This is a genomic window from Streptomyces sp. NPDC101132 (assembly GCF_044759225.1).
Classification (GTDB): Bacteria; Actinomycetota; Actinomycetes; order Streptomycetales; family Streptomycetaceae; genus Streptomyces.
The window spans coordinates 129,669-152,846 of record NZ_JBIVYX010000019.1; the positions used below are offsets into that span (position 1 = coordinate 129,669).

Below are 23,178 nucleotides of genomic sequence, written 5' to 3' on the forward strand. Positions count from 1 at the left end.
CGGGCGGCGCGTTGCGCGCCCCGGGCGGGCGGAGGGGCGACCTCACAGGTGGGTGAGGACGGCCTCGGGGGCGCCGTCGAGGACGAAGCCGTTGTCGAAGCGGACGCGGGCGGTGGCGCGCCCGCCGTGTTCCCGGAAGTCGCTCCACTGCGGCTCCAGTTCGCGGACCTCCTCCTCCAGGCGCTGCCTGCTCGCCTCGGGCATCGTGTGGCCGTAGTCCTGGAGGAGTGACCGGAGGCGCAGGTACTCGCGGACCGCGTGGCTCTCGCGGGGCGGCCCGTCGACCCGCTCGACGGTGCCCTCGGTGCCGGCCGCCAGGGACAGCAGGCCCGCGGTGGCCCCCGTGGTGCCCGCGACGGCTTCGCCCAGGCAGATGTCCACCGCCAGCTTCACGCGCCGGCCCTCCGCCAGACCCATCGTTCGTCGGTCCCCTTCGCCGCCCGCCGCGCGCCGGTCGGCCGCGGTCGTCGCCATTGTCCCACCGGCGGGGCCCCGGGCTGACGACCGGGATCACGACCGGGGCGTGCCGGCCGGGGGCGGCGGCCCGGGGAGCAGGTGCTGCCAGCGTCCGGCGACGTCGAGGAGCAGGGTGTCCGCGTGGTGGCGGGCGATCAGCTGGAGGCCGACGGGTTCGCCGGCCGGGGTGCGGCCGGCGGGCAGGGTGATCGCGGGGTGGCCGGAGAGGTTGAAGGCCCAGGTGAGGGCCACGCTCATGCGGGTGCCGGGGCCCTCGTGGCCGTGCGGAGGGTGGGGCGTGGTCGGGGTGGCGAGGAGATCGGATTCCTCGAACACCTCGTGCAGGGTGCGCGCGTTGGCCTCGGCCAGGCTCCTGGTGGTGCTGTCGGGGGTGCCGGCGCGCAGCGCGGTCCAGGCGGGAGCCGGGTCGCACAGCTCCACCGGCCGGTCGACGGGGTGGCACAGTCCGGCGCGGGCGATGCGGTGGAGGGCGCTGAGGGCGGTGGCGGCGACGGCCGGCGCGGTGTCGGCGTACCCCAGGGTGGGGGTCCAGGTGACGCGGGGTGTCCCGGCCGGCGCGGGGGCCGGGGCCGGGGGACGGATGGGGGCGACGGCACGGAAGTAGGCCGCGGCGTCGGCGGGGTCGCGGACGAGCACGCCGGGGGTGTTCAGTCCGGCCCGGTCCCGCGCGGGCAGCAGGCCGTTGGTGGGCTTGAAGCCGGTGATGCCGCACCATGCGGCGGGGATGCGTACGGATCCCGCTCCGTCGGAGCCGGTGGCCAGCGGTACGAGACCCGCGCCGACGGCCGCTGCGGAGCCGGCCGACGAGCCGCCCGGGGACCAGGCGGGGTCGAGGGGGTTGAGGGTGGGGCCGCGGTCGGTGGCACCGTACGTCTGCCAGCCCGTCCCGGGCCGGGGGACGGAGGTGGCGCCGATCGGGACGCAGCCCGCGGCGACGAGGCGCCGGTTCTGTGCGGAGTGGGCGCCCTCGCTCGCCTTGACGGCGATCGGCACACCGGCCAGCGGCAGCCGTGCCCCGCGGGCCACTTGGGCGTCGACCTCCGCGGCCCGGGTCCGGGCCGCATCGGCCCAGAGGGCGGTGAAGGCGCGCAGCGCGCCGTCGCGGCGGGCGCTGACGGCGAGCGCGGTGTCGACGATCTCCGCTGCCGTGGCCCTGCCGCCGGTCACCAGGCCCGCGATCTCGACGGCGGAGAGCGAGGCGTACCGGTGGTCGTCGAGCATGCGGGGCTCCTGGCCTGGTGGGTCGTGCGGCGTCCGCGGTGAAGCGTACGGCCGGGGAGCCGCGTACCCCGCACCCGCGCCTGCGGTTCACGCCGGCCGGCGTGGGGGTGCCCGAGCTCCTCGCGACGCGCCGCAGACACCCGTATCCCGGCCCCGGGGGAACAGGAGACGGCAGCATGGGCCGCATGGCAATCCAGCGGATGGACAACGTCGGCATCGTCGTGGACGACCTGGACGCCGCCGTCGCGTTCTTCGTGGAACTCGGGATGGAGCTGGAGGGCAGGACGGAGGTCGCGGGCGCGTTCGCCGACCAGTGCACCGGACTCGACGGCGTCCGCTGCGACATCGCCATGGTCCGGACCCCCGACGGGCACGGCCGGCTGGAGCTGGCGCGGTACCACAGCCCGGCGGCCACCGGCGCCGGGCCGCGCAACCGGCCGCACAACGTCCTGGGCACGCACCGCGTGATGTTCGCCGTCGACGACATCGAGGACACCGTGGCCCGGCTGCGCCCGCACGGCGCCGAACTCGTCGGCACGATCGCCCGTTTCGAGGACAGCCACCTCCTCTGCTACCTGCGCGGCCCGGACGGCATCATCGTCGGCCTGGCCGAGGAACTTGCGCCGCGGGGGCCGGCGTCCTGACCGCCTGGCGGCCCCGCGGGCCGGCCGGATCCCGGCGCTTATGATCCCGGAATGGACATCGAACTGTCGGATGCGCTGGACGAACTGGTCGAGCTGCAGGAGGCGACCGACGCGGCACACGCCGAGCTGGCGCGCCTTCAGGAGGAGCTCGGCGACTCCGCCGGGTGGACCGAGGAGCAGCAGGTGACCTGGCGGGACGCGTGGGAGGACGCCCGCGAACCGTAGTGGCTGCTGGATTCGGCGCTGGACCTCTACGCCGAGCAGTTCGACATGGACCGCGACGAACTGGAAGCCACGGTGCGGAAGGCGGCGGACGCCGCCCCGGCCGAGGAGCACCGGGCCTGACACCCGAGGTCAGCCGCCGAGGTCGAACACGCCCCACTCGGTGAACGGCTCGGCCCGGACGTAGATCCGGCCCAGGCGACGGTGCCCGACACGTTGAGGGCGTGGCAGTCGAAGAGCCGGGGGGTCGTGCACCGGACGCGGGTGTTGGGCGGGGGGTCAGCCCAGGGGCAGGGGGAGGTGGGGGGTGAGGTGGGCGAGGTGGGGCTGTTCCTCGGGGGTCGGGGGGCGGCGGCCGGTGGTCACCAGGAGGGCGCTCGTGTCGGAGAGGGCGGCGGGGAGCGGGAAGCCGGCGATCTGTTCGAGCATCGCGCGGGAGCGGGCCAGGGCCTCGGGCGGCGGACCGGCGGCGTCGGGGACGGCGGCGACGAGGTCGAGGTGGTGGAGCGTCCATTCGAGGACGTACGCCCCCAGGTAGTCGCGGACGGTGAGGACCTGGCCGCGGGTGCCGACCCGGGCGTCGGGGTCGGCGAGCGCCGCGGGGCGTCCGGCGGCGGAGCCGACGTCGTCGAGGTGGAACCTGAGCAGGCCCGGGTCCTGGTAGGCGGCGGCGAGCCGGACGGTCAGCGCGTCGAGCGGGTCCGCGCCGGTGGGCGGCTCGACGACCTCCCAGTAGGTCACCGCGTTCCTGGTGGGTTCGGTGGCCGCCGGGGTGGCGAGGGTGATGAGGACGTCCTGCGCGTCGATGACCAGGTGGCAGACGAGGTCGCGGACGAGCCAGCCGGCGCAGCCGGACTGCCGCTCGAAGTCCCCGTCCGGGAGCCCGTCGACGGCCGCGCGCAACGCCGACCACGAGAGCGAGAAGAGGTCCATCCCCGGCACGCTAGCAGGGGCCGGAACGCGGGGCGGTGCATCCGCGGACGGGTGTGCGGCGGAAGTCGGTGTAGGGAAGAGCGGTCGACCGCCGAGGAGACGGACATGATCCGAGTCGTACGCACCATGAACGTCCCCGTCGCGATGCCCGACCTGGTGGCCTACCTCGCGGACTTCACGCACGCGCAGGAGTGGGATCCGGCGACCGTCGCCTGTGTCCGGGTGGACGCGGGACCGGTCCGCCCCGGCGCGCGCTGGCGGAACACCTCGCGCTTCCGGGGGCGGGACGCCGAGGTGTCGTACCGGCTCGACGTCCAGGAAGGCGACCGGCTGGTCTTCAGCGGTGAGAACGGCACGGTCGCCGTCACGGACGACCTGCGCTTCACGCCGGCGGAGGAGGGGGCGACCCGGCTGGTCTACACCGCGACGTTCCGCTTCAAGGGCGTGGCCCGGCTGGCCGCTCCGTTCGTACGCAAGGACGTCGAGCGGCTCGCGGACGACGTCGCCGCCGCCCTGCCGCGGGCCGTGACGCGCCGCGTCCCCTGAGGGCGGCCGGGTCGCCCGTCGCCACGGGACCCGGCAGCCTCCGCGGTGGACCTCAGGGCGGGTTGCCGTCCTGCCGGCGGCGGGTCCGCAGCACCTCCTCGACGTCGTGCAGCCGGTCCAGGCCCTGTACGGCTCGGGCGGTGCGCGGGTTGGCGGCCAGGCGGGAGCGGTGCCGGTGGACGAAGGACCAGTAGCCCGTGGTGTACGGGCAGGCCCGGTCGCCCGTGCGGTCGCCGGGCCGGTAGGCGCAGCCGCCGCACAGGTCGCTCATGCGGTGGATGTAGGCCCCGCCGCTGGTGTACGGCTTGGTGGTCATCAGGCCGCCGTCGGCGTACTGGGACATGCCGATGACGTTGGGCAGCATCACCCAGTCGTAGCCGTCGACGAAGCACCGGTGGAACCAGTCGGTGACCGCGCGGGGGTCCCAGCCCTGCTGGAGTGCGTGGCTCCCGAGGACCATGAGCCTGGGGATGTGGTGCGTCCATCCCGTGTCGCGGACCTGGGCGAGCACCGTCGAGAGGCAGCGTGCGGTGACGGCGTCGGCGTCGAGTTCGAGGAACCAGTCGGGCAGGGCGGCACGGTGTCCGAGCGCGTTGCGGTGCCGGTAGTCCTCGCCGAAGTACCAGTACGTGTGCCACACGTACTCGCGCCAGCCCGCGACCTGCCGTACGAAGCCCTCCGCGCTCTGCACGGGTACGTGGCCGGCGCGCCAGGCGTCCTCGGCGGCGCCGACCACCTCCGCCGGGTCGAGGAGTCCCAGGTTGAGCGACGACGACAGCAGGCTGTGGCTCATCACCGCGTCGCCGGCGAGCATCGAGTCCTCCTGCGGGCCGAACGTGGCGAGGCGGTGCTCCACGAACCGGCGCAGCGCGGCCAGCGCTTCGCGGCGCGAGGCGGGGAAGGTGCGCGGGCCGTCGCGTCCGACGAAGCCGATGCCCTCGTCGCGTTCCCAGCGGTCCAGGTCGGCACGCACCTGCTCGTCGATGTCGGTTTCACGCGGGCGGTACGGTGCGGCCACCCCGAGGGTGGCCGCGTGCTTCGGCGGCGGTTCCCGGTTGGCCTGGTCGTGGTTCCACCGTCCGCCGGCCGGCTCGTCACCGTCCATGAGCAGGCCGAGGGCGTGGCGCGTCCACCGGTAGAAGTCCTCGTGTCTCAGTTGTTTGCGTCCGCCCGCCCAGGAGCGGAAGGCCTCCGCCGGTACCAGGAAGCCGCGTGCGGGCAGGACGCGGACGTTCGGGAGCGAGCGGACGAGGCCGTCCGCGGCCCGTGAGGTGGGCTGGTGGACGGTGACCGGTGCGTCGCCGACGGTCCGGCGCAGGCCTTCCCGGTAGGTCTCGGCGCGGACGTAGTGGACCCGGTCTCCGAGTTCCGCCGCACGGTGCCGCATCGCGGAGAGGACGAGGTGGGCCTTGGCGCGGTGGAACCTCCGCCGGCGGAAGACGGAGCGGGCCTCGACCATCACGACGGGCGCGTCCCCGGCCGGTCCCGCCACGTCCTCGCCGGGGCGGAGGAAGTGGGGGCCGAGCTGGTCTCCGAACAGCCAGTGCCACACAGCCACGGTTCCCCTCGCGCCGTCCGATGGAGGCTCCAGCTATACAGCCGCCCGGGCGGGTGGGCGAAGCGCGCCGCGCCGGGCGCCGCGAGGAGGGCGTAAATGCGTCGACAGCGCCCCTCGGCATCCGGCAGGGTTCCGGTCCGTGACGAGCAGTGAACTGTGGACCCGTGCGACCGCCGAGCGCTACGACGCCGAGGAGACGGAGATGTCCTCGGCCGACGTCCTCGGACCGACCCTGGACTTCCTCGCCCGACTCGCCGGAGACGGCCGGGCGCTGGAGTTCGCCATCGGAACGGGACGCGTGGGCGTCCCGCTGCGGGAACGCGGCGTGCCGGTGGTCGGTGTCGAACTCTCCGAGCACATGGCGGCGGTGCTGCGGCGCAAGACCGACGCGGAGACGCTGCCGGTCGTCCTCGGGGACATGGCGACCACGGTCGTACCGGGCGAGTTCACGCTGGTGTACCTCGTCTACAACACCATCTCGAACCTGCTCACGCAGGACGAGCAGGTCGAGTGCTTCCGCAACGCCGCACGTCATCTGGCGCCCGGCGGCCGGTTCGTCATCGAGCTGGGGGTACCGCCGCTGCGGTACCTGCCGGCCGGCCGGACCGCGGTGCCCTTCGACGTCTCCGAGCACCACGTCGGCTTCGACACCTTCGACCTCGTCGAGCAGGTCCTGGTCTCGCACCACCTCACCCGCGACGGCGACGACGGCCGCTACCGCCGCGACCGCTCCCGGCACCGGTACGCCTGGCCGGCGGAGCTCGACCTGATGGCGCGGATCGCCGGGCTCGACCTGGAGCGCCGGGTCGCGGACTGGGACGGGACGCCGTTCGGCCAGGACTCCGCGAAGCACGTCTCCGTGTGGCGCAAGCCGGTCTGAGGCCGGACGCGCGCCACCGCGGGTGAGGGGTCCGTGAGCGTGGTCGCGTACGGCTATCCGGCCAGGGCGGCGAGTTCGCCGAGGACGCGGGCCGCCGGCGCCGGGTCGACCAGCCACTTCAGGTGGCTGCCCGCGAGGGTGCGGACGTCGTACGGGTTGTCCGGCGTCAGCTCGTCGCCCTCGCGGATCAGCCGGTCCTGTATCGCGAGGGGCATGCACGCGTCGTCGGCCAGGCGGATGTAGGTCTTCGGGATGCGGCCCCAGGTGGCGGCCTGCGCCCGGTCGGCGGGGCCGCCGACGTCCAGGTTCTCGTCCGGCTGGAAGGTGTTCAGGAAGGTCAGGAACTGCTCGTCGGTGCCGTCGGCGAGGAAGGCCGCCCGGAAGGCGGCGAGCGAGTCCGGGTTCGCGGTGCGGAAGTTGACACGGAGCACGCCGAGTTCGGCGGGGTTGCCGGCCAGCGCGGAGGCGAAGGCGGCGGGGTCGACCCCGGCCATCTCGGGCTCGGCGTAGTAGTCGCCGACCTCCAGGCGGACGGGGCACCAGGCCGAGACGTAGACGATGCGGTCGATCAGGTCCGGGCGCGCGTTGGCGGCGGCGGTGGCCGTGATGCCGCCGCGGCTGTGCGAGACGAGGATCACCGGGCCGTTCTGCTTGGCCCGCTCCAGGATCCCGATCAGGTGCGCGACGTTGTCGGCGAGCGTGACGCCCTTGATCGAGCCGGGTGCCGTGGCGAGCCCTTCGGCGTCCTGCGGCGTCTGGTAGGCGCGGGTGAAGGTCGCCTCGAAGCCGTGGCCGGGCAGGTCGACGGCGACCGAGCGGTGCCCGAGGAGGCCGAGTTCGGCCTGGAGGGGGGCGAAGGAGAAGGAGTTCGCGAAGGCTCCGTGTACCAGTACGAAGGTCGGTTGCATCCGGCTACCCGCTTTCTGACGTCGGTGGCATCGGCGGCACGCGCGTCGCCGTCCCGGCCGCGGCGCCTCGTACGCACCAACTTAATGATCATGAAGGGCCGATGGCAATGATCAAGGTGCGGGTGGGGTCCCCGGGGATACGACGTCACGCGTGCCGCCGCCTACCGCGCGGCCGCGGGCTCCGCGCTAGATGCGCGAGTTCCGCACGGACTGCCACACGGCGCCGGCCAGCGCCCGCGTCGCCCGCGGGACGGACAGGTGCTCGTGCTCGCGGTACAGCGCCCAGTTGTACTGCACGAGCGACAGCTTGTTCGACGACAGCGATCCCGCCTGGTGGGCCCGGTACACCGCGAGCGGCTCGGCCAGGCCCCGGGCGTCGGCGCCGTCCCGCATGATCGACAGCCACAGGGCGTAGTCCTGGCGCTTGCGCATCTCCGGCATCAGCCGCGTGCCCAGGACGTTCCGGTCGTACATGGCGGTGAGGGCGCCGATGTAGTCGCGGACCAGCATCGCGCGGTAGTCCACGTGTTCCCGGGCCCGGACGACGCGTCCGTTGGGGACCCAGTCGGTGCTCTCGCCGTCGTGGTCGGCGTCCATCTTGAAGTACGAGGTGAACGTCAGCGGCGCGGTGCCCTCGGCGGCGAAGGCCAGCTGCCTCTCGGTCTTCTCGGGCAGCCACATGTCGTCGCTGTCGAGGAAGGCGACGTAGTCCCCGCGGGCCCGCTCGATCGCGAGGTTGCGGGCCCGGCCGGCACCGCCCTGCTCGGGTGCCGACTGCGGCAGGACGCGCTCGTCCTGCTCGGCGAACTCGCGGAGCAGGTCCATGGAGCCGTCGGTCGACCGGTCGTCGGTGATCAGCAGCTCCAGGTCGGTGTGCGTCTGCGTGAGCACCGATCGGACGGCTGCCCCGAGGGTGGCTGCCGAGTTGTAGACGGGCATCACGACGGACACCAGGGGCACAGCGTTTCTCCTTGCCAGACCGGGAACGACGGTCCATTCAAGCATCGACGCTCCGGTTCTGCGGACTCCGGTCCGGTTCGCCGGTCCGGGGCCGGGGTCCGGGGCGGGCTCCGGCCGGGCGGGGTGCCCGTCCCGGCCGGAGCCCGGCGTTCGTCAGGGGCAGGTGACCAGGACGATGGAGACGGCGGTGCACGAGGCCGTTGCGGTGTCGTTGGCCGCGTGCGGGTCGGTGGGGGTGGAGGCGGTGCGTGCCGCGGTGACCTTGACCGGGCCCAGGGTCAGGAGGTGGAGAGGGACGCGGAAGGTCTTCGCCGCGCCGGCCTGGTCGGCGATCGTCCCGTACGCGCAGGTGACGGTGGCCCCGGTGCTCGTGCAGCCGGCGGACAGGTGGGTGGCGGCCGCGCCCGGCGGGAGGGTGGCCTTCAGGGTCGCGGACGTGACGGTTCCGGGACCGGTGTTGCGGGCGGTGAGGGTGTAGGTGACGTAGGGCGCGAGGATGCCCAGGTTCGGCCGGGCGGTGAGGTCGACGTCGATGTCCGCGGGCGGGGCGACGTACGCGTACCGGCCGGACGGGGTCACCGGGCTGGTGCCGCCGGGGGTGGTGACCCGTACGTCGACGGTGCCGGGCGCATGGGCGGGGGCGGTGACGGTGCAGCCGGTCGCGGTGCACGCGGTGATGGCGGCCGGGGTGTCACCGAAGGTGACGGCCGTGGCACCGGCCAGGTTCGTGCCGGTGACGGTGACGGCGGTGCCGCCCGCTGCCGGGCCGGAGGCCGGGGTGATGGAGGTCACGGCCGGTACCGCCGCGCTCAGGGCCAGCACGTCGAGGGTTTCGCTGCCGTTCTTGACCACGTAGGCGAGGGTGCCGTCGGGGCTCACCCCGGCGGCGACGGGGCCGCCTCCGACCGGCAGGGCCTCGGTGACGGTGTGACTCGCGGTGTCGATCACCGACAGCGTGTGGTTGCTGATGCCGGGCACGTAGGCGGTCGCGCCGTCGGGGCTGACCGCCACGGCGCCCGGGTTGGCCCCGGTGGTGATCGTCGTGGTGACGGCGAGCGTGGCCGGGTCCACCACGGATACGAAGTCGTCGAGGCCGTGGCTGACGTAGACCGCGCCGGAGGCGGGGTTTGCCCGGACCGCGAAGGGCCGGGCGCTCAGGGCCACCGTCCCGGCCACGGTGAGGGTGGCGGTGTCGATGACGGTCAGCGTGTTGTCGCCGAGGTTGCCGACGTAGGCGCGCGTGCCGTCGGGGCTCAGGGCGACGTCGCGCGGGGAGGGGCCCACCGCGACCGATGCGGTGACCGTGTGGGTGGCGGTGTCGACGACGCGCACCGAGCCGCTGGGGGCGGCGGTGTCGACGACGTAGGCCTGGGTGCCGGACGGGGCGACCGCCAGGCCCCTCGGGTCCTGGATGCCGGTGAGGGTGGCCGTGACCGTGTTGGTCGCGGTGTCCACGACGCTGACCGTGGCCGAGCCGCGGTTGACCACGTACAGGCGTGTGCTGTCGGGGGTGACCGACAGGGCGGCCGGGCCGTTGCCGACGGGGATGGTGGCGCCGACGGTGTTCGTGGCGGTGTCCAGGACGGTGACGGTGTTGCCGGGGGTGCCCATGAAGACCCCGGAGTTGCTGACGTAGACGTGCCTGCCGTCGGGGGCCACGGCCACGTGCTCGGGGTTCGCGCCCAGCGGTACGGTCGCGATCACGCTCGGCGGGGCCGCGGCCGCCGGGGGTGCGCTCAGGGCGCCCAGGCCGGTCGCCACGAGGGCGAACGCGGCGGCCAGCGAGGTGCGGCCGCGTCGGCGGCGCTGGTGCGGGTGGCGGCGGGTGCCGGGGTGGTTCCCGGTGCTCGGGTGGTGCGGGCGTAAGCGGGTGATCGCTGACACGGTGAATCCCCCCTCGGAGGCCGCGGCACCACGGCGGGAAGCGGAGGCCCCCGGGAACCGTTGGTGGCGCGACGGCAGACGTCAGTTCTGTTGGTGCCGACCAGGCTCAGCGGGTCGCCGACATCGTCGCAGCGCACGATCACGAGCCGCGCCGAAGTTTCACACTTGCCCGTTTCAGATCACGTGCCGACCGGATTGATCGCTTCGCATGCCCCGCGCCCTCCGCGGTCCCGTGGCCCGGCCCTGGCGCGGCCCCCGAATCCGGGTCCAGGTCCAGGTCCCGGTCCCGGTCCCGGTCCCGTCAGGAAGGGTCCACGAGCGCCAGCCATATCTGGCATTCGCGGTCCCCGTCCCCGATCTGGAAGTACAGCTCCAGGACGAGGTGGCGCCCCGCGACCTCCCAGGCGAGCGAGGTGTTCCCGTCGCCGCCGCGCAGGCAGGGGTGTACGCCCGGGAGAGGATCTCCGTACGCGGCTCGCAGGCCGGCCTCGAAGGCGTCGTGGATCCTGCCGAAGCCCTCTTGGACGTGGTCCTCCAGGAAGGGGTACTCGGCTTCGAGTTCGGCGGCGAGCCAGGTGGTCGCGAGGACGCGCAGCGCGCCGTTCGAGGCGTGGTCGAGGTCGTACTCGTCCAGTTCCTCCAGGTCGTAGGGGTCGTCCCCCGGGCCGAAGATCTCGGAGCGGGGGTAGAACGGCCGGGGCGGCTGCTCGGCGAGCTCGCGGACGAGGGGTTCGGGGTCGGTGTGCAGGGTGAGGCCCGCGCAGAGGTGGCGCTCGGGATCCGCGGTCAGGAAGGGCGGTTCGGGCAGGAAGGTGCCGGGATCGGCCGTGCCGCGCCAGACGGCCGTGCCGCGGGCGTCCCGGAGGACGACGGCGCTGCCGTCGGGAGCGTCCGGAGCCACCCGGCACACCTCGCGGCCGTGCCGGCCCACGTGCGCCACGTGCCCCTCGGCCGTCCGGAAGGGGGCCAGGCCGTGGCCGCCGTCGAAACCGACGACCCAGCCGTCCTCGTCGGTGAGCGGCTCGGGGTGTCCGCTCGGCGTGTACGAGCCGTCCGCGCGCAGCACACCCCACGTGCCGCACTCCTCCGGCCGGGCGACGGCCGCGCCGCCGTCGTCGAAGCCGTCGGCCCACGCGTACACGGCCTCGATCGCCTGCCTGCCGCGCGCGTCGAGGAATCCCCGGGTGGACCCGTAGCCGACCCTGAGGAGCCCGTGGCGGAGCACGTCGTCCTGCTCGCCGGGGTGGGAGATCACCGTTTCCCCCCGGTGGTCGACGAACCCGGCGGACGAGCCCCCTGCCGGCTCGCCCAGCGCGTACGCGAGCCCGTTCTCGTCGAAGCCCGCCAGGTGCCGGAAGGACGGCTCGACCACCCACTCCCCCGCCTCGTCCAGCAGGCCCCACAGCTCGCCGACGCGTACGGGTGCCGTGCCGGCGGCGTTGAAGGCGCGCGCTTCGTCGAAGGCGACGGCCACGACGAGCCGGCCTTCCCGGTCCACGTATCCGCGGCGGTCCTCCGCCGTCACCACGGCGGCGAGTCCGTTGGGTGCGAAGGGCCCGGCGTCTCGGTACGTCCCGCCGACGACCAGGCGGCCCGTCCCGTCCACGTAGCCGCAGCCGCCCTCGGTCCTGACGGCGGCCGGCCCGTGCCCGAAGGGGCCGGCACCGGCGAACCGGGCGGGGATCACCACGGCACCGCTCGCGTCGGCGTACCCCCAGAGCCCGTCGGCCCGGAACCGGGACCGCCCGGCGGAGTCGAAGGCGGTGGCCTTCTCGAACGCCGGCCGGACGCGCCAGTGCCCGTCGCCGCCGAGATACCCCCACGTGCCGTCGAGCCCGGCCGCGGGCGCGGTCAGCCCGCCCCGGCCGTCGTCGACGAACCGCCCCACGGCCGAGAACACCGGCTCCCGTATGAGCCGCCCGTCCGCCCCGACCAGCGCGAACCGCTGCCCGAAGCCCCCGGCACCGATCACGGGCACGGCATGGGGAGGAGAGGGCGTCATGGCGGAACTCCTGTGCGACGAAGGGCTGTCGGACAACGAGGAGAAGCGTATGCGGTGGGTGTGACAGTGAGTGACGACGTGGGGATGGCTCCCTCGTCGGGTGAGCCGTGCGCGGCGGGACGTCCGTTCGGCCCCGGTGTTCCGGAAAGGACGAGCGGCCCTCCCCTGGGGGAGGGCCGCTCGGGTGGGGCGGGGGCGGTTACGGGGTTACCTTCAGGAGTTTGTTCGGGGTGCCGGGGGTCGGGTTCCTGATGGCGTCCGGGGTTGCCGCGGAGGTGAGGGCGGCGGCCGTTTCGGCGGGGGTGGCCGAGGGGTTGGCGGCGAGGTGGAGGGCGGCGGCCCCCGCGACGTGCGGCGCGGCCATCGAGGTTCCGGAGATCGTCTTGACGCCGGTGTCGCTGTCGTTCCAGGCGGAGGTGATCTCGGAGCCGGGCGCGTACAGGTCCACCACCGAGCCGAAGTTGGAGAAGCCCGACTGCTCGTCGCCCTCCGTGCTCGACGCGACGGTCAGGGCCGCGGGCACCCGGGAGGGCGAGCCCTGGCCGGCGTCCGCGGACTCGTTGCCGGCCGCCACGGCGAAGCACACGCCGGACGCGATGGCGCGTTCGACGGCCGCGTCGAGCGCCTCGTCGGCGCCGCCGCCGAGGCTCATGTTGGCCACCGACGGGCCGGTGTGGTGCTGCGTCACCCAGTCGATGCCCGCGACGACCTGTTCGGTGGTGCCGGATCCGTTGTCGTCCAGCACCCGCACCGCGACGATCCGGGCCTTCTTGGCTACGCCGTGGGCGGTGCCGGCGATGGTGCCCGCGACGTGGGTGCCGTGGCCGTTGCCGTCGTCGGCGGTGTCGTCGTCGTCGACCGCGTCGAAGCCGTGGGTGGCCCGGCCGCCGAAGTCCTGGTGCGAGATCCGGACGCCGGTGTCGATGACGTACGCGGTCACGCCCGCTCCCCCGTTGTCGGGGTACGCGTACTTCCGGTCGCCGGCCGTGGCGGGCTGGTCGATCCGGTCCAGGCCCCAGGACGGGGGGTTCTCCTGCGTCTCGTTGATGCTGAAACGCTTGTTCTGGACGACGGTGCCGACGGCGGGGTCGGCCGCGAGCCGCCTGGCCTCCTTCACCGTCAGTCCGGACGCGGAGAAGCCGTTCACCTCGGAGCCGTAGGTGCGCTCCAGTTTGCCTCCGTACTTCTTCGCGAGGTCGTCCTTGTTCGCGGACGCGTCGAGGATGACGACGAAACTGCCGTCCACGGCGCCGGGTGCGCCGAGGCCGTGCACGGTCCCTTCGGCCGGCGTGGCCGCCCCCGCGAAGGGGCTCGCGAACAGGGCCGCGACGGCCGCGCCCGCGGCTCCCGTCGCTATGAGCCCGTTGCGAAGTCGGTGGGATCGCTTGTGAGTTGCCATGGAGTGGTTGCTCCTCGTCGTGACGTGTGGGGCGTCAAACGGTCTGGAGAACCCTGTTCCGATTGACAGGAGCAAATCAAGAGCGAACCCGGGGCGGGGAGTTTTTCAACAAGGTTTCTTTAAAGGCCCTCCACATCACGCGCTCTTCGCACACGCGTTCAGGCGAACTCCTTTACGGGGCCGACACGTTCCGGCCCCGTGGCGGGGTGGGGTGGGGTGGGGTGGGGCGAGCAGTGGGGACGCCTTCCCCTCCGCGGGCGCTACGGGCGGCCGAGGGCGAGGGTGAGGATCTCGTGCCAGTCGACGGGCGGGTACGCCGTGGGCGGGCCCGGGCGCAGCCTGGGGACCCGTACGCGCAGGACCCCGGGACGTACGGAGCAGACGACCGGCGTGGACACGGTGAGGGCCTCGCCGTCCACCGCGACCGGGATCCGCGCCGCATCCGACTCCACGACGATCCGGGCGGAGGTCAGGGAGTGGAGGCCGGCCGCCCCGGCACCGCGGAGGGCGACCTCGGCGGCCTGGGCCGCGCTGTTCACCCGGATCGCCACGAGACCCAGCAGACCGCTGTCCAGCCGTGGCCTGCGGCCCCCGGCGGCCATCGGCTCGGGGGTGGCGTACGGGTTGTTGCTGATCAGCAGCGCCTGCTGGTCCTCCAGCCGGCGCGAGTCCGTCACCGCGTCCAGGGCGTTGCCGGCGTAGCCGAGCAGGAGGTCGGGCATGGCGTCGAGCGCCGTCCGCGCCTGGGCTCCGCGGTACTCGGGGCGCTGGACCACCTCGGCGTAGACGCCGAAGGAGGCGGTGTTCACGAACACGTGGCCGCCGACGACGCCCAGGTCGACCCTGAGTTCCTCGCCGTCCGTGAGGGCGTCCAGGCAGCGGACGGGGTCGTCGCGGTCCAGGCCGAGGTCCCTGGCGAAGTGGTTCCTGGTGCCGGCGGAGACCACCACGAACGGCAGGTCGTGCTCGGCCGCGACCTCGGCCACCTTGGCCTGGGTGCCGTCGCCGCCGGCGACGCCGAGGAGGTCCGCGCCGTCCGCAACGGCCCGGCGGGCGAGCGCGGCGACGTCCGTGACCGCCGTCGGGTCCAGCAGTACGACCCGTGCGCCGAGCGCCTCCGCCCGCTCCACCAACCCGAACCGGCCGACCTTGCCGCCGCCGGACTTCGGGTTCATGATCAGGACCGGCTTGCGGGGGTTCGGCGCGGGGGCCGCCCGCATGCCGTGGGGGCGCCGCACCTCCCGCAGCGCCGTACCGGCGCACACCAGTCCGGCCAGCCACAGCGCCAGGGCGGTGAGCGCGGTGGGCCACAGGCCGGCGCGGGCGAAGGTGACCAGTACGGCCAGCGGCGCGGCCACCATGAGCAGGCCCCCGCCCAGCCGCAGCCAGCCGCGGCGGGACAGCATCCACCACGTCCCCATGGCGCCGAGCACCACGCCGGCCAGCCCGGCCACCACGATGACGAGACCGCTGTGGCCGAAGGCCGCGACCAGTGCCACCAGCGCGCCCAGCGCGCAGACCAGCGCCAGCCGGGCCAGCCAGCGGGCGCGGGCCGGGGTGCCGGCGGCCGCGACGGTGCCGCCACCGGTGCCGGAAGGGGGTGACAGTGCCATCCGCCTCACATCCTCTGGCCGGTCGCCCTGCCGCAACGGCAGGTGGGGGGTGCGGCGCGGTCCGGGGCCGGGCCCGGTCCCGTGGGACCGGGCCCGTGGTCCCGTGCCTTCACCGTACGCGGGCGGGCGCGCCGTCGCCGTCGTGGAGGGGCCGGGCGGCCGACGCGCACGCGTCTCCCAGGGCCATACGGGTGCCCCGGGGTCGGTTGGACACGTCGTGGCCGTCGGGTACGGCGCGGCCGGTCGGGTACGGCGCGGCCGGTCGGGTACGGCGCGGCCGGTCGGGCGTCTGGTCAGCGGGGCGGTGCCCCGGCGTCCGTCAGTTCGCCGGCGGCCAGCCGGAGCCGGCGGTCGACGCCGGTCTCGCGGAGGAACCGCTCGTCGTGGCTGACGACGACGAAGGCTCCCCGGTAGGAGTTCAGGGCGCTTTCCAGCTGTTCCGTGCTGACGAGGTCGAGGTTGTTCGTCGGCTCGTCCAGGAGCAGCAGGTGCGGTGCCGGCTCGGCGTACAGGACGCAGGCCAGGGTCGCCCTCAGCCGTTCTCCGCCGGACAGGGCCCGCACGGGCAGGTGGGCGCCGGCGCCGCGGAAGAGGAAGCGGGCGAGCAGGTTCATCCGGTCCGCCTCGGACCGCCGGGGGGCGAAGCCGGCGAAGTTCTCCGCGACGCTGCGGTCGAGGTCGAGCAGGTCGAGGCGCTGGGACAGGTAGGCGATCCGGCCGCCGGACCGCTTGGTCTCGCCGCCGTCCGGGGAGAGGGCGCCGTGGATCAGGCGCAGGAGCGTGCTCTTGCCCGATCCGTTCGGGCCGGTGAGCGCGATGCGTTCGGGGCCCCGGATGGTGAGGTCGACGCCGGTGGGTCCGTACAGGTTCCGGTCGCCGAGCCGGACCTGGAGGCGCTCGCCGATGAACAGGTTGCGTCCGGCGGGGACGGCCGTCTCGGGCAGGTCCAGTACGAGGCGCGGCTCGTCGCGCAGGGCCCGGCCGGCCTCGTCCAGGCGGGCCTTGGCGTCGACGACCCGGGTGGCGTGGGTCTGCCCGGAGCGGCCCGCGGACTCCTGTGCGGCCCGCTTCAGGTTCCCGGCGACGATACGGGGAAGGCCGGCGCTCTTCAGGTTGCGGGCGGCGTTGCTCTGGCGGCGCTCCGCGCGCTCGCGGGCCTGCTGCATCTCCCGCTTCTCGCGCTTCAGCTCCTGCTCGGCGTTGCGTACGTTCTTCTCGGCGACGGCCCGCTCGGCCCGCACCGACGCTTCGTACGCGGTGAAGTTGCCCCCGTGGAAACGGAGTTCGCCCCGCTCCAGTTCCGCGATGCGGTCCATCCGGTCGAGCAGCTCCCGGTCGTGGCTGACCAGGAGCAGGCAGCCGTTGAACTCCTCCAGCACGCCGTGGAGCCGGTGCCTGGCGTCCAGGTCCAGGTTGTTGGTGGGCTCGTCCAGCAGGAGGACGTCGGGCCGCTTCAGCAGCTGGGCGGCCAGGCCGAGCGAGACGATCTGGCCGCCGCTCAGCGTGCGCAGGCTGCGGTCCAGTGCGAGGCCGCCGAGGCCGAGGCGGTCCAGCTGGACGCGCGTACGGTCCTCGATGTCCCAGTCGTCGCCGATGGCCGTGAAGTGCTCCTCGGCCACGTCGCCCGACTCGACGGCGTCGATGGCCCGGATCACGTCGGCGACGCCCAGCACCTCGGCGACGGTCAGGCCGTCCGCCAGCGGCAGCGACTGCGGGAGGTGGCCGAGGGTGCCGGCCACCGACACCGAGCCCGCCCGGGGGTGCAGGGTCCCGGCGATCAGCTTGAGGAGTGTGCTCTTCCCGGAGCCGTTGGGTGCGACCAGCCCCGTACGGCCCGGGCCGACGACGAAGGACAGGTCCGTGAAGACCGGGGTGTCGTCGGGCCAGGAGAAGGACACGTCGGAGCAGATGACGGCGGCGTGGGACATGCGGGTGACCTCGTACGGAACGGGGGCGGAGCCGAGCGGGTTCGGTCTGCTGCCCCTGCGGACATGGGGGAAGGGAACGACGGAGGGGGCCACCCGGCGGCGCTCACGCGCGCTCGCCGTCGGCCGGTCACATCCCGGGATCACCCGGAGATGTCGTCGTCACCGCCCATGTCTGCTGCGCTCCTCGGTACACCGTCAACGTCCCGCCCAGGCTAACAGGGGCCGGCTGGGACGCATCCGATTTTCCGGCCCGCCGCCGCCATGCCGCCACCCGCCCCGTCGCCCGGACGTGGTGCGGGCACCCGGCCGTGGGTGCCCGCACGCGGCCTGCGCACGTCGCGCGGTTCCCCGCGCCGCGCCGCGCCGCCGCTCGTCCGCGGCCTAGCGGTCGCCTCCGCTGCGCGATCCGTCGGCGGTGCCGGTGGCCCGGGACCTCTCGCGCCAGAAGCTCTCCGCGAACTCGATCACTCCGAGCACCACCAGGACGACGCCGGCCGGCTGCCCCTCGAACCAGAGGAACGTGCTGTCCGGGAAGGCGGCGATGAGCACCACCCCCACGGCGACGAGAACGATCCCCACGGCCTGCTTCATCTTCGCCGACATGATCGAACGACCCCTCCCTCGCTGCCCGTGACCGAAGGTGCCGGCAAACGGGTTGCACAGACTGTCGGTTGGCGACGGAAGCTTTGCGTGTCAACGGGTGACCGCACAAGACGAGGCCGGTCATTGCGCGTCCCGCGCCACCGCCTCCGGCCGTCCGTCCGTCCGTCGGCGCGGCTACCTCTTGCGGGCCGTGAGCTGGAGGATGCGGGCCGTGTGCATGTAGGGGTGTCGATCGGTCAGGGCGAGTTCGAGTCGTTCGAGCTGGGCGTAGTAGTCCGGGTCGTGCTTCCGCTCCTCGTCGGTGACGTAGTCGCAGACGGCCCGGATCCCGTAGTGACGGACGTCCCGGCAGCCGAGGTCCCGGAGCAGCGGGATCAGTTCCTCGGCGGTGTGCAGCCGCAGCTCGGCGTCGAAGAGGCGCGCCCACGTACGGTCTTCGTCGAGCGCGGCCAGGGCCGCTGCGAGGTCGTGCTCGCGAACGGCGACGGTCAGCGGTGCGGAGTGCCGGTTCATCGCCATCACCGAGAGCAGGCCCCCGCTCCTGAGCGGTTCCAGGGCGGCGGACAGCGTCCGGGCGGGTGCGTCGACGTACCCGAGCAGGCTGTGGCACAGCACCACGTCGAACTCACCCGTGACGAGGCCGGAGGGCAGGGCGTGGACGTCGGCGCGGACACAGGTGATCCGGTGCGCCAGGCCGCGCGCCCGGGCCCGGGCGGTGGCTTCGTCGAGCATCGCGGGGGCGTGGTCGACGACGGTGACGTGGTGGCCGCGCGCTGCGAGGCGTACGGCGTCGCCGCCGTCACCGCCCGCCAGGTCGAGCACGCGGAGCGGGGCACCGTGCGGCGCGTCGAGGTGGCGGGCGAGGTTCGCCTCGGCGACCGCGTACCGCAGCCGGCCCCAGGGAGCCTCCTGCCACGCCTGCCACTCGGCCATGGCGGCGTCGAACTTCTCGTGGTCCTCGTCCATCCGTCGACGGTAGCCCGAGGCGGAGTGCTCCACTGGGCGATCGCAGGCTGCCGCGTTCGCGGACGGGGGCTCAGGCGTAGGACTTCAGGGCGGCGTTGAGCAGGGCGTGGACGTGGTTCGCTTCCGGGGTGAGGATGGTTTCGATCTCCTCGTTCGTGCGGCCGGCCAGGGTGAGTTCCTGGATGCGGCGGAACAGCAGGCGGTCGGCGGCCGCGATGAGGGCGGCGGCGGCGCGGGGCGCGACGGCAGGGGCGTCCGGCGGGGTGACGGAGGCGAGGGCGGCGGCCAGGGCCTCCTCCCTGAGGTCGTGGAGTTCCCGCAGCCGGGCCGTGAGGGTGGGGCTGTCGGCGACCATGCGGGCGAACGCCGGGCCGGTGAAGCCGGCGACCGGGCTGTGCTCCGTCAGCGTCGCGCGGAAGGCCCGGCCGAGCGCCGCGAAGGGGCTCTCCCCCGGGGCGCGTCCGGCCACCGCGCCGGCCAGGCTCTCGGTGAACGCCTCGTGGTGGTCGAGGGCCAGATCCTCCTTGCGCGGGAAGTAGTTGGTCACCGTCTTCTTGGCGACCCGGGCCGCGGCGGCGATCTCGGCGATGGTGGTCCGCTCGAAGCCCTGGTCGATGAAGAGGCGCGTGGCGCTGTCGGAGATCGCCTGGCGCGTCTCCTGCTTCTTGGACTCGCGGAGTCCCGGCGCGGTGGTCATGAGCCCAATCTTACGCTCGACGTAAAAATGCTCTTGACCGACCTCCGTCGCGTCCCATATTTTTACCTCCGTCGTAAAAATAGTTCGGTAGTAGTTTGGAGTCGCGCTTGCTGGTCACCACGTCCACCCTGTCCCTCACCGTCGACGACCCCGCCGCCTCGCGGGACTTCCTGCGGAGCCACCTCGGCTACCGGGTCGTGCACGAGGCCGACGGCTTCGTCTCGCTCACCCGCGATGCGGACGCCGCCGCGGACGTCGTGCTGTTGCGCCGGGGCACCGAGGTCCTCCCGCCGGAGCAGCGCGATCAGCGCGCGGGTGGGGTGATCCTGGCGCTCACCGTCGCCGACGGCCTCGAAGCCGAGGAGCGCCGGCTGCGCGAGGCCGGCGCGCCCGTCACCATGCCGCTGCGCGAGGAGCCGTGGGGCGAGCGGCTCTTCCAGCTCACCGATCCCAACGGGGTCGTGGTCCAGCTCGTGGAGTGGGCTGACCCCGGCCCGTCCGATACCGCGAGTGAGACGGCGAGCCAGGAGGTGGCGGAAGGCGCCGTGCTGGTGCTGACGCCTGCGGACGAGGCGGTCATCGAGACGCCCAACGCCCGCATGACCACGCATGCGTCGCCCAGCCGCGGCAGCTCCGAGCTGAGCGCCTGGACGGTCACGATGGCCGCGGGGCAGGCCGGTCCGGATCACGCGGTCAGCCGCGAGCAGGTCTGGACGGTCACCTCCGGCGCCCTGGAGGTCGTCAGCGGGGGCCGCAAGGAGCGGGTGGCGGCCGGCCAGGCCCTGGTGCTCGGGCCGGGGTCGGTGCGGCGGATCGAGGCGCCGGAGGACGTCACGGCGTACGTCGTGATGCGCGCCGACGGCGTGGTGACCGTCCCCGGGACGGACGGCACCCGTCCCCTGCCGTGGGCCGAGTGACGCCAGGGTCCTTCGCCCGGGGTTCCCGTGCGCGTGCGTGCGCGGGTGCGGGTGCGGGCCACGCGCAGGCCGGTGCCGGAAAGGCCCCCGTCTAGGCTCACGGCATGGGGATGGATCTTTCGCTGTTCATGGCCGACTGGGAGCGGTTGGGGCGCCTCGCCGTCGACGACCGGGCCCGGGCGCTGGAGGACGCCGTCTGGCCGCCCGAGCGGGACGACGCGTACGACAGGTACCCCGTGGCGGGCGGCTGGATCTGGCCGCCGGAGCGCGAGGGGGCCTGGTGCGCGGAGTACGACTTCGCCTGCACCACCGGCGCCTACAGCCCGCACTTCCGTGCGGGTGATGCGTGGGACGACGTGCGGGGGTTCGTCGACGCGGCGCTGCGCGAGGCGATGGACACCTTCCTCGGCGGCCTGATCTGGGACGAGGACCCGGACGCCGATCCCGCGCTGACCGGCGGCGGGGGGTTCTTCCCGCCGGCCGGCGACGGCGGGCGGCCGCGCGTGCTGCTGGTGTGCCCGCCCGGGTCGGTGAGCGGCAAGGCGCGGGCCTGGGAGCGGGCGGAGCCGCGGCTGGACGAGCTGAGGGAGCCGTTCGCCGCCGAGTGCGCGGGGTGGGCGGGCCGCCCGGGGAGCTTCGAGGACTTCACCACGCTGCTGCGGGAGTGGGGTGCGGTGACCGCCGAGGCCGCGTACCGGGGTTGGGGGTTGGTGGGGCTGCCCTGAGCCTGCGCCCGCTGCTCCGTGGGCGGGTGGGACCGGCCGGCGCGGCCGCCGTGCGGGGCGGGGTGGAGAGGTTCGGCTTCCCGGTACGCGGTCACCGGCGGCGGGCCGGGCGGGCGCGGCGGGATGCGGCCGGCCGGTGGGGGTGGGGCGGCGGGCGGCGGGCGACGTGGCATCGGCGGGTGATCGACTTCCCGGCCCGGGCGGCGCCCAGCACACTGGGAGGAAGCAGTCCGCACGAGACCGAGCCGAGGTGTCCGATGGCGGAATCGGAAGAAGATGCCTCCACCATCCGCCTCGTGGCCGAACGCCTGATGAAGGCACATCCCCACGTGGACGTCGACGTGGTGCGCGGGTCGGTCCAGACGGCGTTCGAAGAGCTCAGGTACGCGCGCGTGCGGACCTACCTCCCCGTGCTGATGGAACGCCGGGCCCGGGACCTGCTGCCGTCCGAGGGGCCGGGCGAGCTCGACGGCTGATGCCGGCCGCGCTCGCCGATGGCGGTCGGAACCCGGCGGCGTACGGCGGCCGCACGGCCGTCCGGGCGCCGCCTGGGGAATGCGCCTGCCGGTCACGACGCGTCCTCGTGGGTGGAGCGCGGCGCACGCACTGCTCCTCCGCCGCCGGCCCGGCCAGGGCCGTCGTGGCGTTGCGGGGGGGGTGGCCGCCGTCGTCGGCGGCGCGGAGGCGGGGGGATGATGGTTCCGCTCGGGTGGACCGGTGCCTTGACCGGTGCCTGTACTGCCGTATCGGCGTTCGGTTAGGCTTGCCTTGCTTGGCGTGCGGGCGTGCGGGTTCGGGTCCGGTGGCGCAGGTGGCACCCATAGGACGGAACGGGCAGAGGCAGGCGCAGGTGGGAGACGTTGAGCGGGCTTGTGCGCGTCGTGCGCCCGGCTGGGGCCGGACGCTCGGGCGGATGACCGGTGCCCCGGGTTCCGGACCGGAGTGCGGGACGGGGCGCCGTGGATAGGATCGCGCTCACGGCCGGGGCCCTGTACGTCATCGTGCTGCTCCGCGCCGGCGGGACGTTCGCCCTCGGGTGGCTCGCGGGTGCCGGTGCGCGGCGCAGCCGGTTCGCCGAGCGGATCTCCTCGGCGAAGTTCCAGCGCGCCGAGCGGGCGATCCAGCGGTGGGGCGCGCCGGTGGTGGCCGTCTCCTTCTTCACGGTCGGATTCCAGACCGCCGCCAATTTCCTGGCGGGCAGCATGCGGATGCCGCTGTCGCGCTACCTGCCCGCCCTGTTCCTGGGCGGAGCGGCCTGGGCGCTGATCTACGCGACCGCCGGCCTCGGCGTGCTGGAGGTGCTGGCCCGCCTGTTCGCCGAGCAGACGGCCCTCGGCGTGTCCGGCGTGGCCGCCCTCGTCCTGCTGGCCTGCGGCATCGTGGCGTACCGCCGCCGCAGGAGCACCCCGCCGCCCCCCGGCACACCGGCAACCGAGGAGTCGTAGCCGGGCCCGGGCGGGAGCCGTCAGTGCTGCCCGCCGCTGCCTGGGTGGAGCCCGGCCGCCGCGATCTCCCGTACGCGGTCCAGCGTGATCCCGGTGCGCTGTTCGACCGCGAGGGGATGGTCGGTGGGCTCCAGTTCCACGAAGGGGCGCTCGCCGACCGGGCGGGTGTGGACGCGGGTCTTGAGGTTGATCGTCGACGGCGAGTAGACCGGCAACTCGGTCGTCAGCCAGCCGAAGTACGGCTGCTCGGCCTCGCGGCCCGGCGTGTCCCACCGGTCCGCGGCGCGGGAGAAGTTCTCGCGGCTGAGCGAGACCCAGACCCCCCAGGAGAACACGTCGTCGCTGCCGACTACCGGTATCTCGATCAGGCCTTTGACGAAGTAGTACTGCGCACGGATGACGCACTGGTCGGACGACAGCAGGCAGTCCTCGGCGTCGGCGAACGACGGGTCCCACACGGCGGGCGCCTCGGCCGTGTGGTTCATCGGCAGCTCGGTGTGGTGGGCGCCGCAGCACCCGCAGGTGAAGCCGGGATCACTGGTCATGGCACGGAAGCGTAGTTGCCGTGACCGACGCGGTGGCGGGGGCCTCCCCCGCCACCGCGTCACTGCCGCCTGCCGACCCGCCGACCCCGCCGACCCCGCCGGCCC

At 74.0% G+C, this 23,178-nt stretch carries 23 protein-coding genes; 8 read left to right on the forward strand and 15 right to left on the reverse strand.

What is annotated here, in order from left to right:
• Window positions 1-42: 42 nt before the first annotated feature.
• Window positions 43-474, reverse strand: coding sequence for a hypothetical protein (locus ACIQUR_RS32390; RefSeq protein ID WP_403672219.1), 432 nt, complete (start codon window positions 472-474; stop codon window positions 43-45).
• Between the two features lie 36 nt (window positions 475-510).
• Entirely contained in the window at window positions 511-1,698 is a 1,188-nt protein-coding gene (locus tag ACIQUR_RS32395; RefSeq protein WP_403672222.1) for an amidase, read from the reverse strand.
• Between the two features lie 185 nt (window positions 1,699-1,883).
• Here ACIQUR_RS32395 and ACIQUR_RS32400 point away from each other — a divergent pair, with 185 nt between their 5' ends.
• On the forward strand, window positions 1,884-2,342 hold the full coding sequence (locus ACIQUR_RS32400) for a VOC family protein (RefSeq protein WP_403672321.1): 459 nt from the start codon (window positions 1,884-1,886) through the stop codon (window positions 2,340-2,342).
• Window positions 2,343-2,393: 51 nt separating this feature from the next.
• Complete coding sequence (locus ACIQUR_RS32405; protein WP_403672225.1) at window positions 2,394-2,567, forward strand: hypothetical protein; 174 nt, start codon at window positions 2,394-2,396, stop codon at window positions 2,565-2,567.
• A gap of 276 nt (window positions 2,568-2,843) precedes the next feature.
• Here ACIQUR_RS32405 and ACIQUR_RS32410 read toward each other — a convergent pair whose 3' ends face one another.
• Window positions 2,844-3,497 carry a maleylpyruvate isomerase N-terminal domain-containing protein gene (locus ACIQUR_RS32410; RefSeq protein ID WP_403672228.1) on the reverse strand — a complete coding sequence of 218 codons (654 nt, stop codon included), beginning with the start codon at window positions 3,495-3,497 and terminating at the stop codon, window positions 2,844-2,846.
• Window positions 3,498-3,602: 105 nt separating this feature from the next.
• Between ACIQUR_RS32410 and ACIQUR_RS32415 the strand changes: the two genes are divergently transcribed.
• Window positions 3,603-4,043: an SRPBCC family protein gene (locus tag ACIQUR_RS32415; RefSeq protein ID WP_403672231.1), complete on the forward strand. Its 441-nt coding sequence runs from the start codon at window positions 3,603-3,605 to the stop codon at window positions 4,041-4,043.
• A 52-nt stretch (window positions 4,044-4,095) separates the two neighbouring features.
• Here ACIQUR_RS32415 and ACIQUR_RS32420 read toward each other — a convergent pair whose 3' ends face one another.
• Window positions 4,096-5,601 carry a cryptochrome/photolyase family protein gene (locus ACIQUR_RS32420; RefSeq protein WP_403672234.1) on the reverse strand — a complete coding sequence of 502 codons (1,506 nt, stop codon included), beginning with the start codon at window positions 5,599-5,601 and terminating at the stop codon, window positions 4,096-4,098.
• 139 nt (window positions 5,602-5,740) lie between these two features.
• On the opposite strand from ACIQUR_RS32420, the gene ACIQUR_RS32425 reads away from it, so the two are divergent.
• Complete coding sequence (locus ACIQUR_RS32425; protein ID WP_403672237.1) at window positions 5,741-6,481, forward strand: class I SAM-dependent DNA methyltransferase; 741 nt, start codon at window positions 5,741-5,743, stop codon at window positions 6,479-6,481.
• A 53-nt stretch (window positions 6,482-6,534) separates the two neighbouring features.
• Here ACIQUR_RS32425 and ACIQUR_RS32430 read toward each other — a convergent pair whose 3' ends face one another.
• The 10 genes from ACIQUR_RS32430 to ACIQUR_RS32475 all read right to left on the reverse strand — a co-directional run bounded on the left by ACIQUR_RS32430 (window position 6,535) and on the right by ACIQUR_RS32475 (window position 19,441).
• Window positions 6,535-7,389: an alpha/beta fold hydrolase gene (locus ACIQUR_RS32430; RefSeq protein WP_403672240.1), complete on the reverse strand. Its 855-nt coding sequence runs from the start codon at window positions 7,387-7,389 to the stop codon at window positions 6,535-6,537.
• A gap of 186 nt (window positions 7,390-7,575) precedes the next feature.
• The gene (locus ACIQUR_RS32435; RefSeq protein WP_403672243.1) at window positions 7,576-8,349 is read right to left on the reverse strand and encodes a glycosyltransferase family 2 protein; all 774 of its coding nucleotides are present in this window, start codon (window positions 8,347-8,349) and stop codon (window positions 7,576-7,578) included.
• Window positions 8,350-8,502: 153 nt separating this feature from the next.
• Window positions 8,503-10,233 (reverse strand): IPT/TIG domain-containing protein, encoded by a 1,731-nt coding sequence (locus tag ACIQUR_RS32440; protein WP_403672246.1) that lies wholly within the window; start codon window positions 10,231-10,233, stop codon window positions 8,503-8,505.
• Window positions 10,234-10,534: 301 nt separating this feature from the next.
• Window positions 10,535-12,235, reverse strand: a complete 1,701-nt coding sequence (locus ACIQUR_RS32445; RefSeq protein WP_403672249.1) for a WG repeat-containing protein — start codon at window positions 12,233-12,235, stop codon at window positions 10,535-10,537.
• Window positions 12,236-12,434: 199 nt separating this feature from the next.
• The gene (locus ACIQUR_RS32450; RefSeq protein ID WP_403672251.1) at window positions 12,435-13,634 is read right to left on the reverse strand and encodes a S8 family peptidase; all 1,200 of its coding nucleotides are present in this window, start codon (window positions 13,632-13,634) and stop codon (window positions 12,435-12,437) included.
• 260 nt (window positions 13,635-13,894) lie between these two features.
• Window positions 13,895-15,247, reverse strand: a complete 1,353-nt coding sequence (locus ACIQUR_RS32455) for a diacylglycerol/lipid kinase family protein (protein WP_403672254.1) — start codon at window positions 15,245-15,247, stop codon at window positions 13,895-13,897.
• A 293-nt stretch (window positions 15,248-15,540) separates the two neighbouring features.
• On the reverse strand, window positions 15,541-17,175 hold the full coding sequence (locus tag ACIQUR_RS32460; RefSeq protein ID WP_403672257.1) for an ABC-F family ATP-binding cassette domain-containing protein: 1,635 nt from the start codon (window positions 17,173-17,175) through the stop codon (window positions 15,541-15,543).
• A 381-nt stretch (window positions 17,176-17,556) separates the two neighbouring features.
• Window positions 17,557-17,778, reverse strand: a complete 222-nt coding sequence (locus tag ACIQUR_RS32465; RefSeq protein ID WP_403672260.1) for a hypothetical protein — start codon at window positions 17,776-17,778, stop codon at window positions 17,557-17,559.
• A 174-nt stretch (window positions 17,779-17,952) separates the two neighbouring features.
• A complete protein-coding gene (locus tag ACIQUR_RS32470) occupies window positions 17,953-18,744 on the reverse strand; it encodes a class I SAM-dependent methyltransferase (protein ID WP_403672263.1) in 792 nt (263 codons plus the stop codon).
• A 70-nt stretch (window positions 18,745-18,814) separates the two neighbouring features.
• Window positions 18,815-19,441: a TetR/AcrR family transcriptional regulator gene (locus tag ACIQUR_RS32475; protein WP_403672266.1), complete on the reverse strand. Its 627-nt coding sequence runs from the start codon at window positions 19,439-19,441 to the stop codon at window positions 18,815-18,817.
• A 107-nt stretch (window positions 19,442-19,548) separates the two neighbouring features.
• On the opposite strand from ACIQUR_RS32475, the gene ACIQUR_RS32480 reads away from it, so the two are divergent.
• The 4 genes from ACIQUR_RS32480 to ACIQUR_RS32495 all read left to right on the forward strand — a co-directional run bounded on the left by ACIQUR_RS32480 (window position 19,549) and on the right by ACIQUR_RS32495 (window position 22,528).
• Window positions 19,549-20,358, forward strand: coding sequence for a VOC family protein (locus ACIQUR_RS32480; protein ID WP_403672269.1), 810 nt, complete (start codon window positions 19,549-19,551; stop codon window positions 20,356-20,358).
• Between the two features lie 104 nt (window positions 20,359-20,462).
• On the forward strand, window positions 20,463-21,083 hold the full coding sequence (locus ACIQUR_RS32485; RefSeq protein WP_403672272.1) for a hypothetical protein: 621 nt from the start codon (window positions 20,463-20,465) through the stop codon (window positions 21,081-21,083).
• 296 nt (window positions 21,084-21,379) lie between these two features.
• Entirely contained in the window at window positions 21,380-21,559 is a 180-nt protein-coding gene (locus ACIQUR_RS32490) for a three-helix bundle dimerization domain-containing protein (RefSeq protein WP_403672275.1), read from the forward strand.
• Between the two features lie 483 nt (window positions 21,560-22,042).
• Window positions 22,043-22,528, forward strand: coding sequence for a DedA family protein (locus tag ACIQUR_RS32495; protein WP_403672277.1), 486 nt, complete (start codon window positions 22,043-22,045; stop codon window positions 22,526-22,528).
• Between the two features lie 20 nt (window positions 22,529-22,548).
• On the opposite strand, the gene ACIQUR_RS32500 is transcribed toward ACIQUR_RS32495, so the two are convergent.
• Window positions 22,549-23,013: a DUF2199 domain-containing protein gene (locus ACIQUR_RS32500; protein ID WP_403672323.1), complete on the reverse strand. Its 465-nt coding sequence runs from the start codon at window positions 23,011-23,013 to the stop codon at window positions 22,549-22,551.
• Between the last annotated feature and the right edge of the window lie 165 nt (window positions 23,014-23,178).

Coding starts and splice junctions, on each gene's coding strand:
- ACIQUR_RS32415 (WP_403672231.1), top strand. CDS start 3,603: ATGATCCGAGTCGTACGCACCATGAACGTCCCCGTCGCGATGCCCGAC.
- ACIQUR_RS32410 (WP_403672228.1), bottom strand. CDS start 3,497: ATGGACCTCTTCTCGCTCTCGTGGTCGGCGTTGCGCGCGGCCGTCGAC.
- ACIQUR_RS32470 (WP_403672263.1), bottom strand. CDS start 18,744: ATGGACGAGGACCACGAGAAGTTCGACGCCGCCATGGCCGAGTGGCAG.
- ACIQUR_RS32475 (WP_403672266.1), bottom strand. CDS start 19,441: ATGACCACCGCGCCGGGACTCCGCGAGTCCAAGAAGCAGGAGACGCGC.
- ACIQUR_RS32460 (WP_403672257.1), bottom strand. CDS start 17,175: ATGTCCCACGCCGCCGTCATCTGCTCCGACGTGTCCTTCTCCTGGCCC.
- ACIQUR_RS32430 (WP_403672240.1), bottom strand. CDS start 7,389: ATGCAACCGACCTTCGTACTGGTACACGGAGCCTTCGCGAACTCCTTC.
- ACIQUR_RS32400 (WP_403672321.1), top strand. CDS start 1,884: ATGGCAATCCAGCGGATGGACAACGTCGGCATCGTCGTGGACGACCTG.
- ACIQUR_RS32395 (WP_403672222.1), bottom strand. CDS start 1,698: ATGCTCGACGACCACCGGTACGCCTCGCTCTCCGCCGTCGAGATCGCG.
- ACIQUR_RS32500 (WP_403672323.1), bottom strand. CDS start 23,013: ATGAACCACACGGCCGAGGCGCCCGCCGTGTGGGACCCGTCGTTCGCC.
- ACIQUR_RS32455 (WP_403672254.1), bottom strand. CDS start 15,247: ATGGCACTGTCACCCCCTTCCGGCACCGGTGGCGGCACCGTCGCGGCC.
- ACIQUR_RS32485 (WP_403672272.1), top strand. CDS start 20,463: ATGGGGATGGATCTTTCGCTGTTCATGGCCGACTGGGAGCGGTTGGGG.
- ACIQUR_RS32445 (WP_403672249.1), bottom strand. CDS start 12,235: ATGACGCCCTCTCCTCCCCATGCCGTGCCCGTGATCGGTGCCGGGGGC.
- ACIQUR_RS32450 (WP_403672251.1), bottom strand. CDS start 13,634: ATGGCAACTCACAAGCGATCCCACCGACTTCGCAACGGGCTCATAGCG.
- ACIQUR_RS32465 (WP_403672260.1), bottom strand. CDS start 17,778: ATGTCGGCGAAGATGAAGCAGGCCGTGGGGATCGTTCTCGTCGCCGTG.
- ACIQUR_RS32405 (WP_403672225.1), top strand. CDS start 2,394: ATGGACATCGAACTGTCGGATGCGCTGGACGAACTGGTCGAGCTGCAG.
- ACIQUR_RS32390 (WP_403672219.1), bottom strand. CDS start 474: ATGGCGACGACCGCGGCCGACCGGCGCGCGGCGGGCGGCGAAGGGGAC.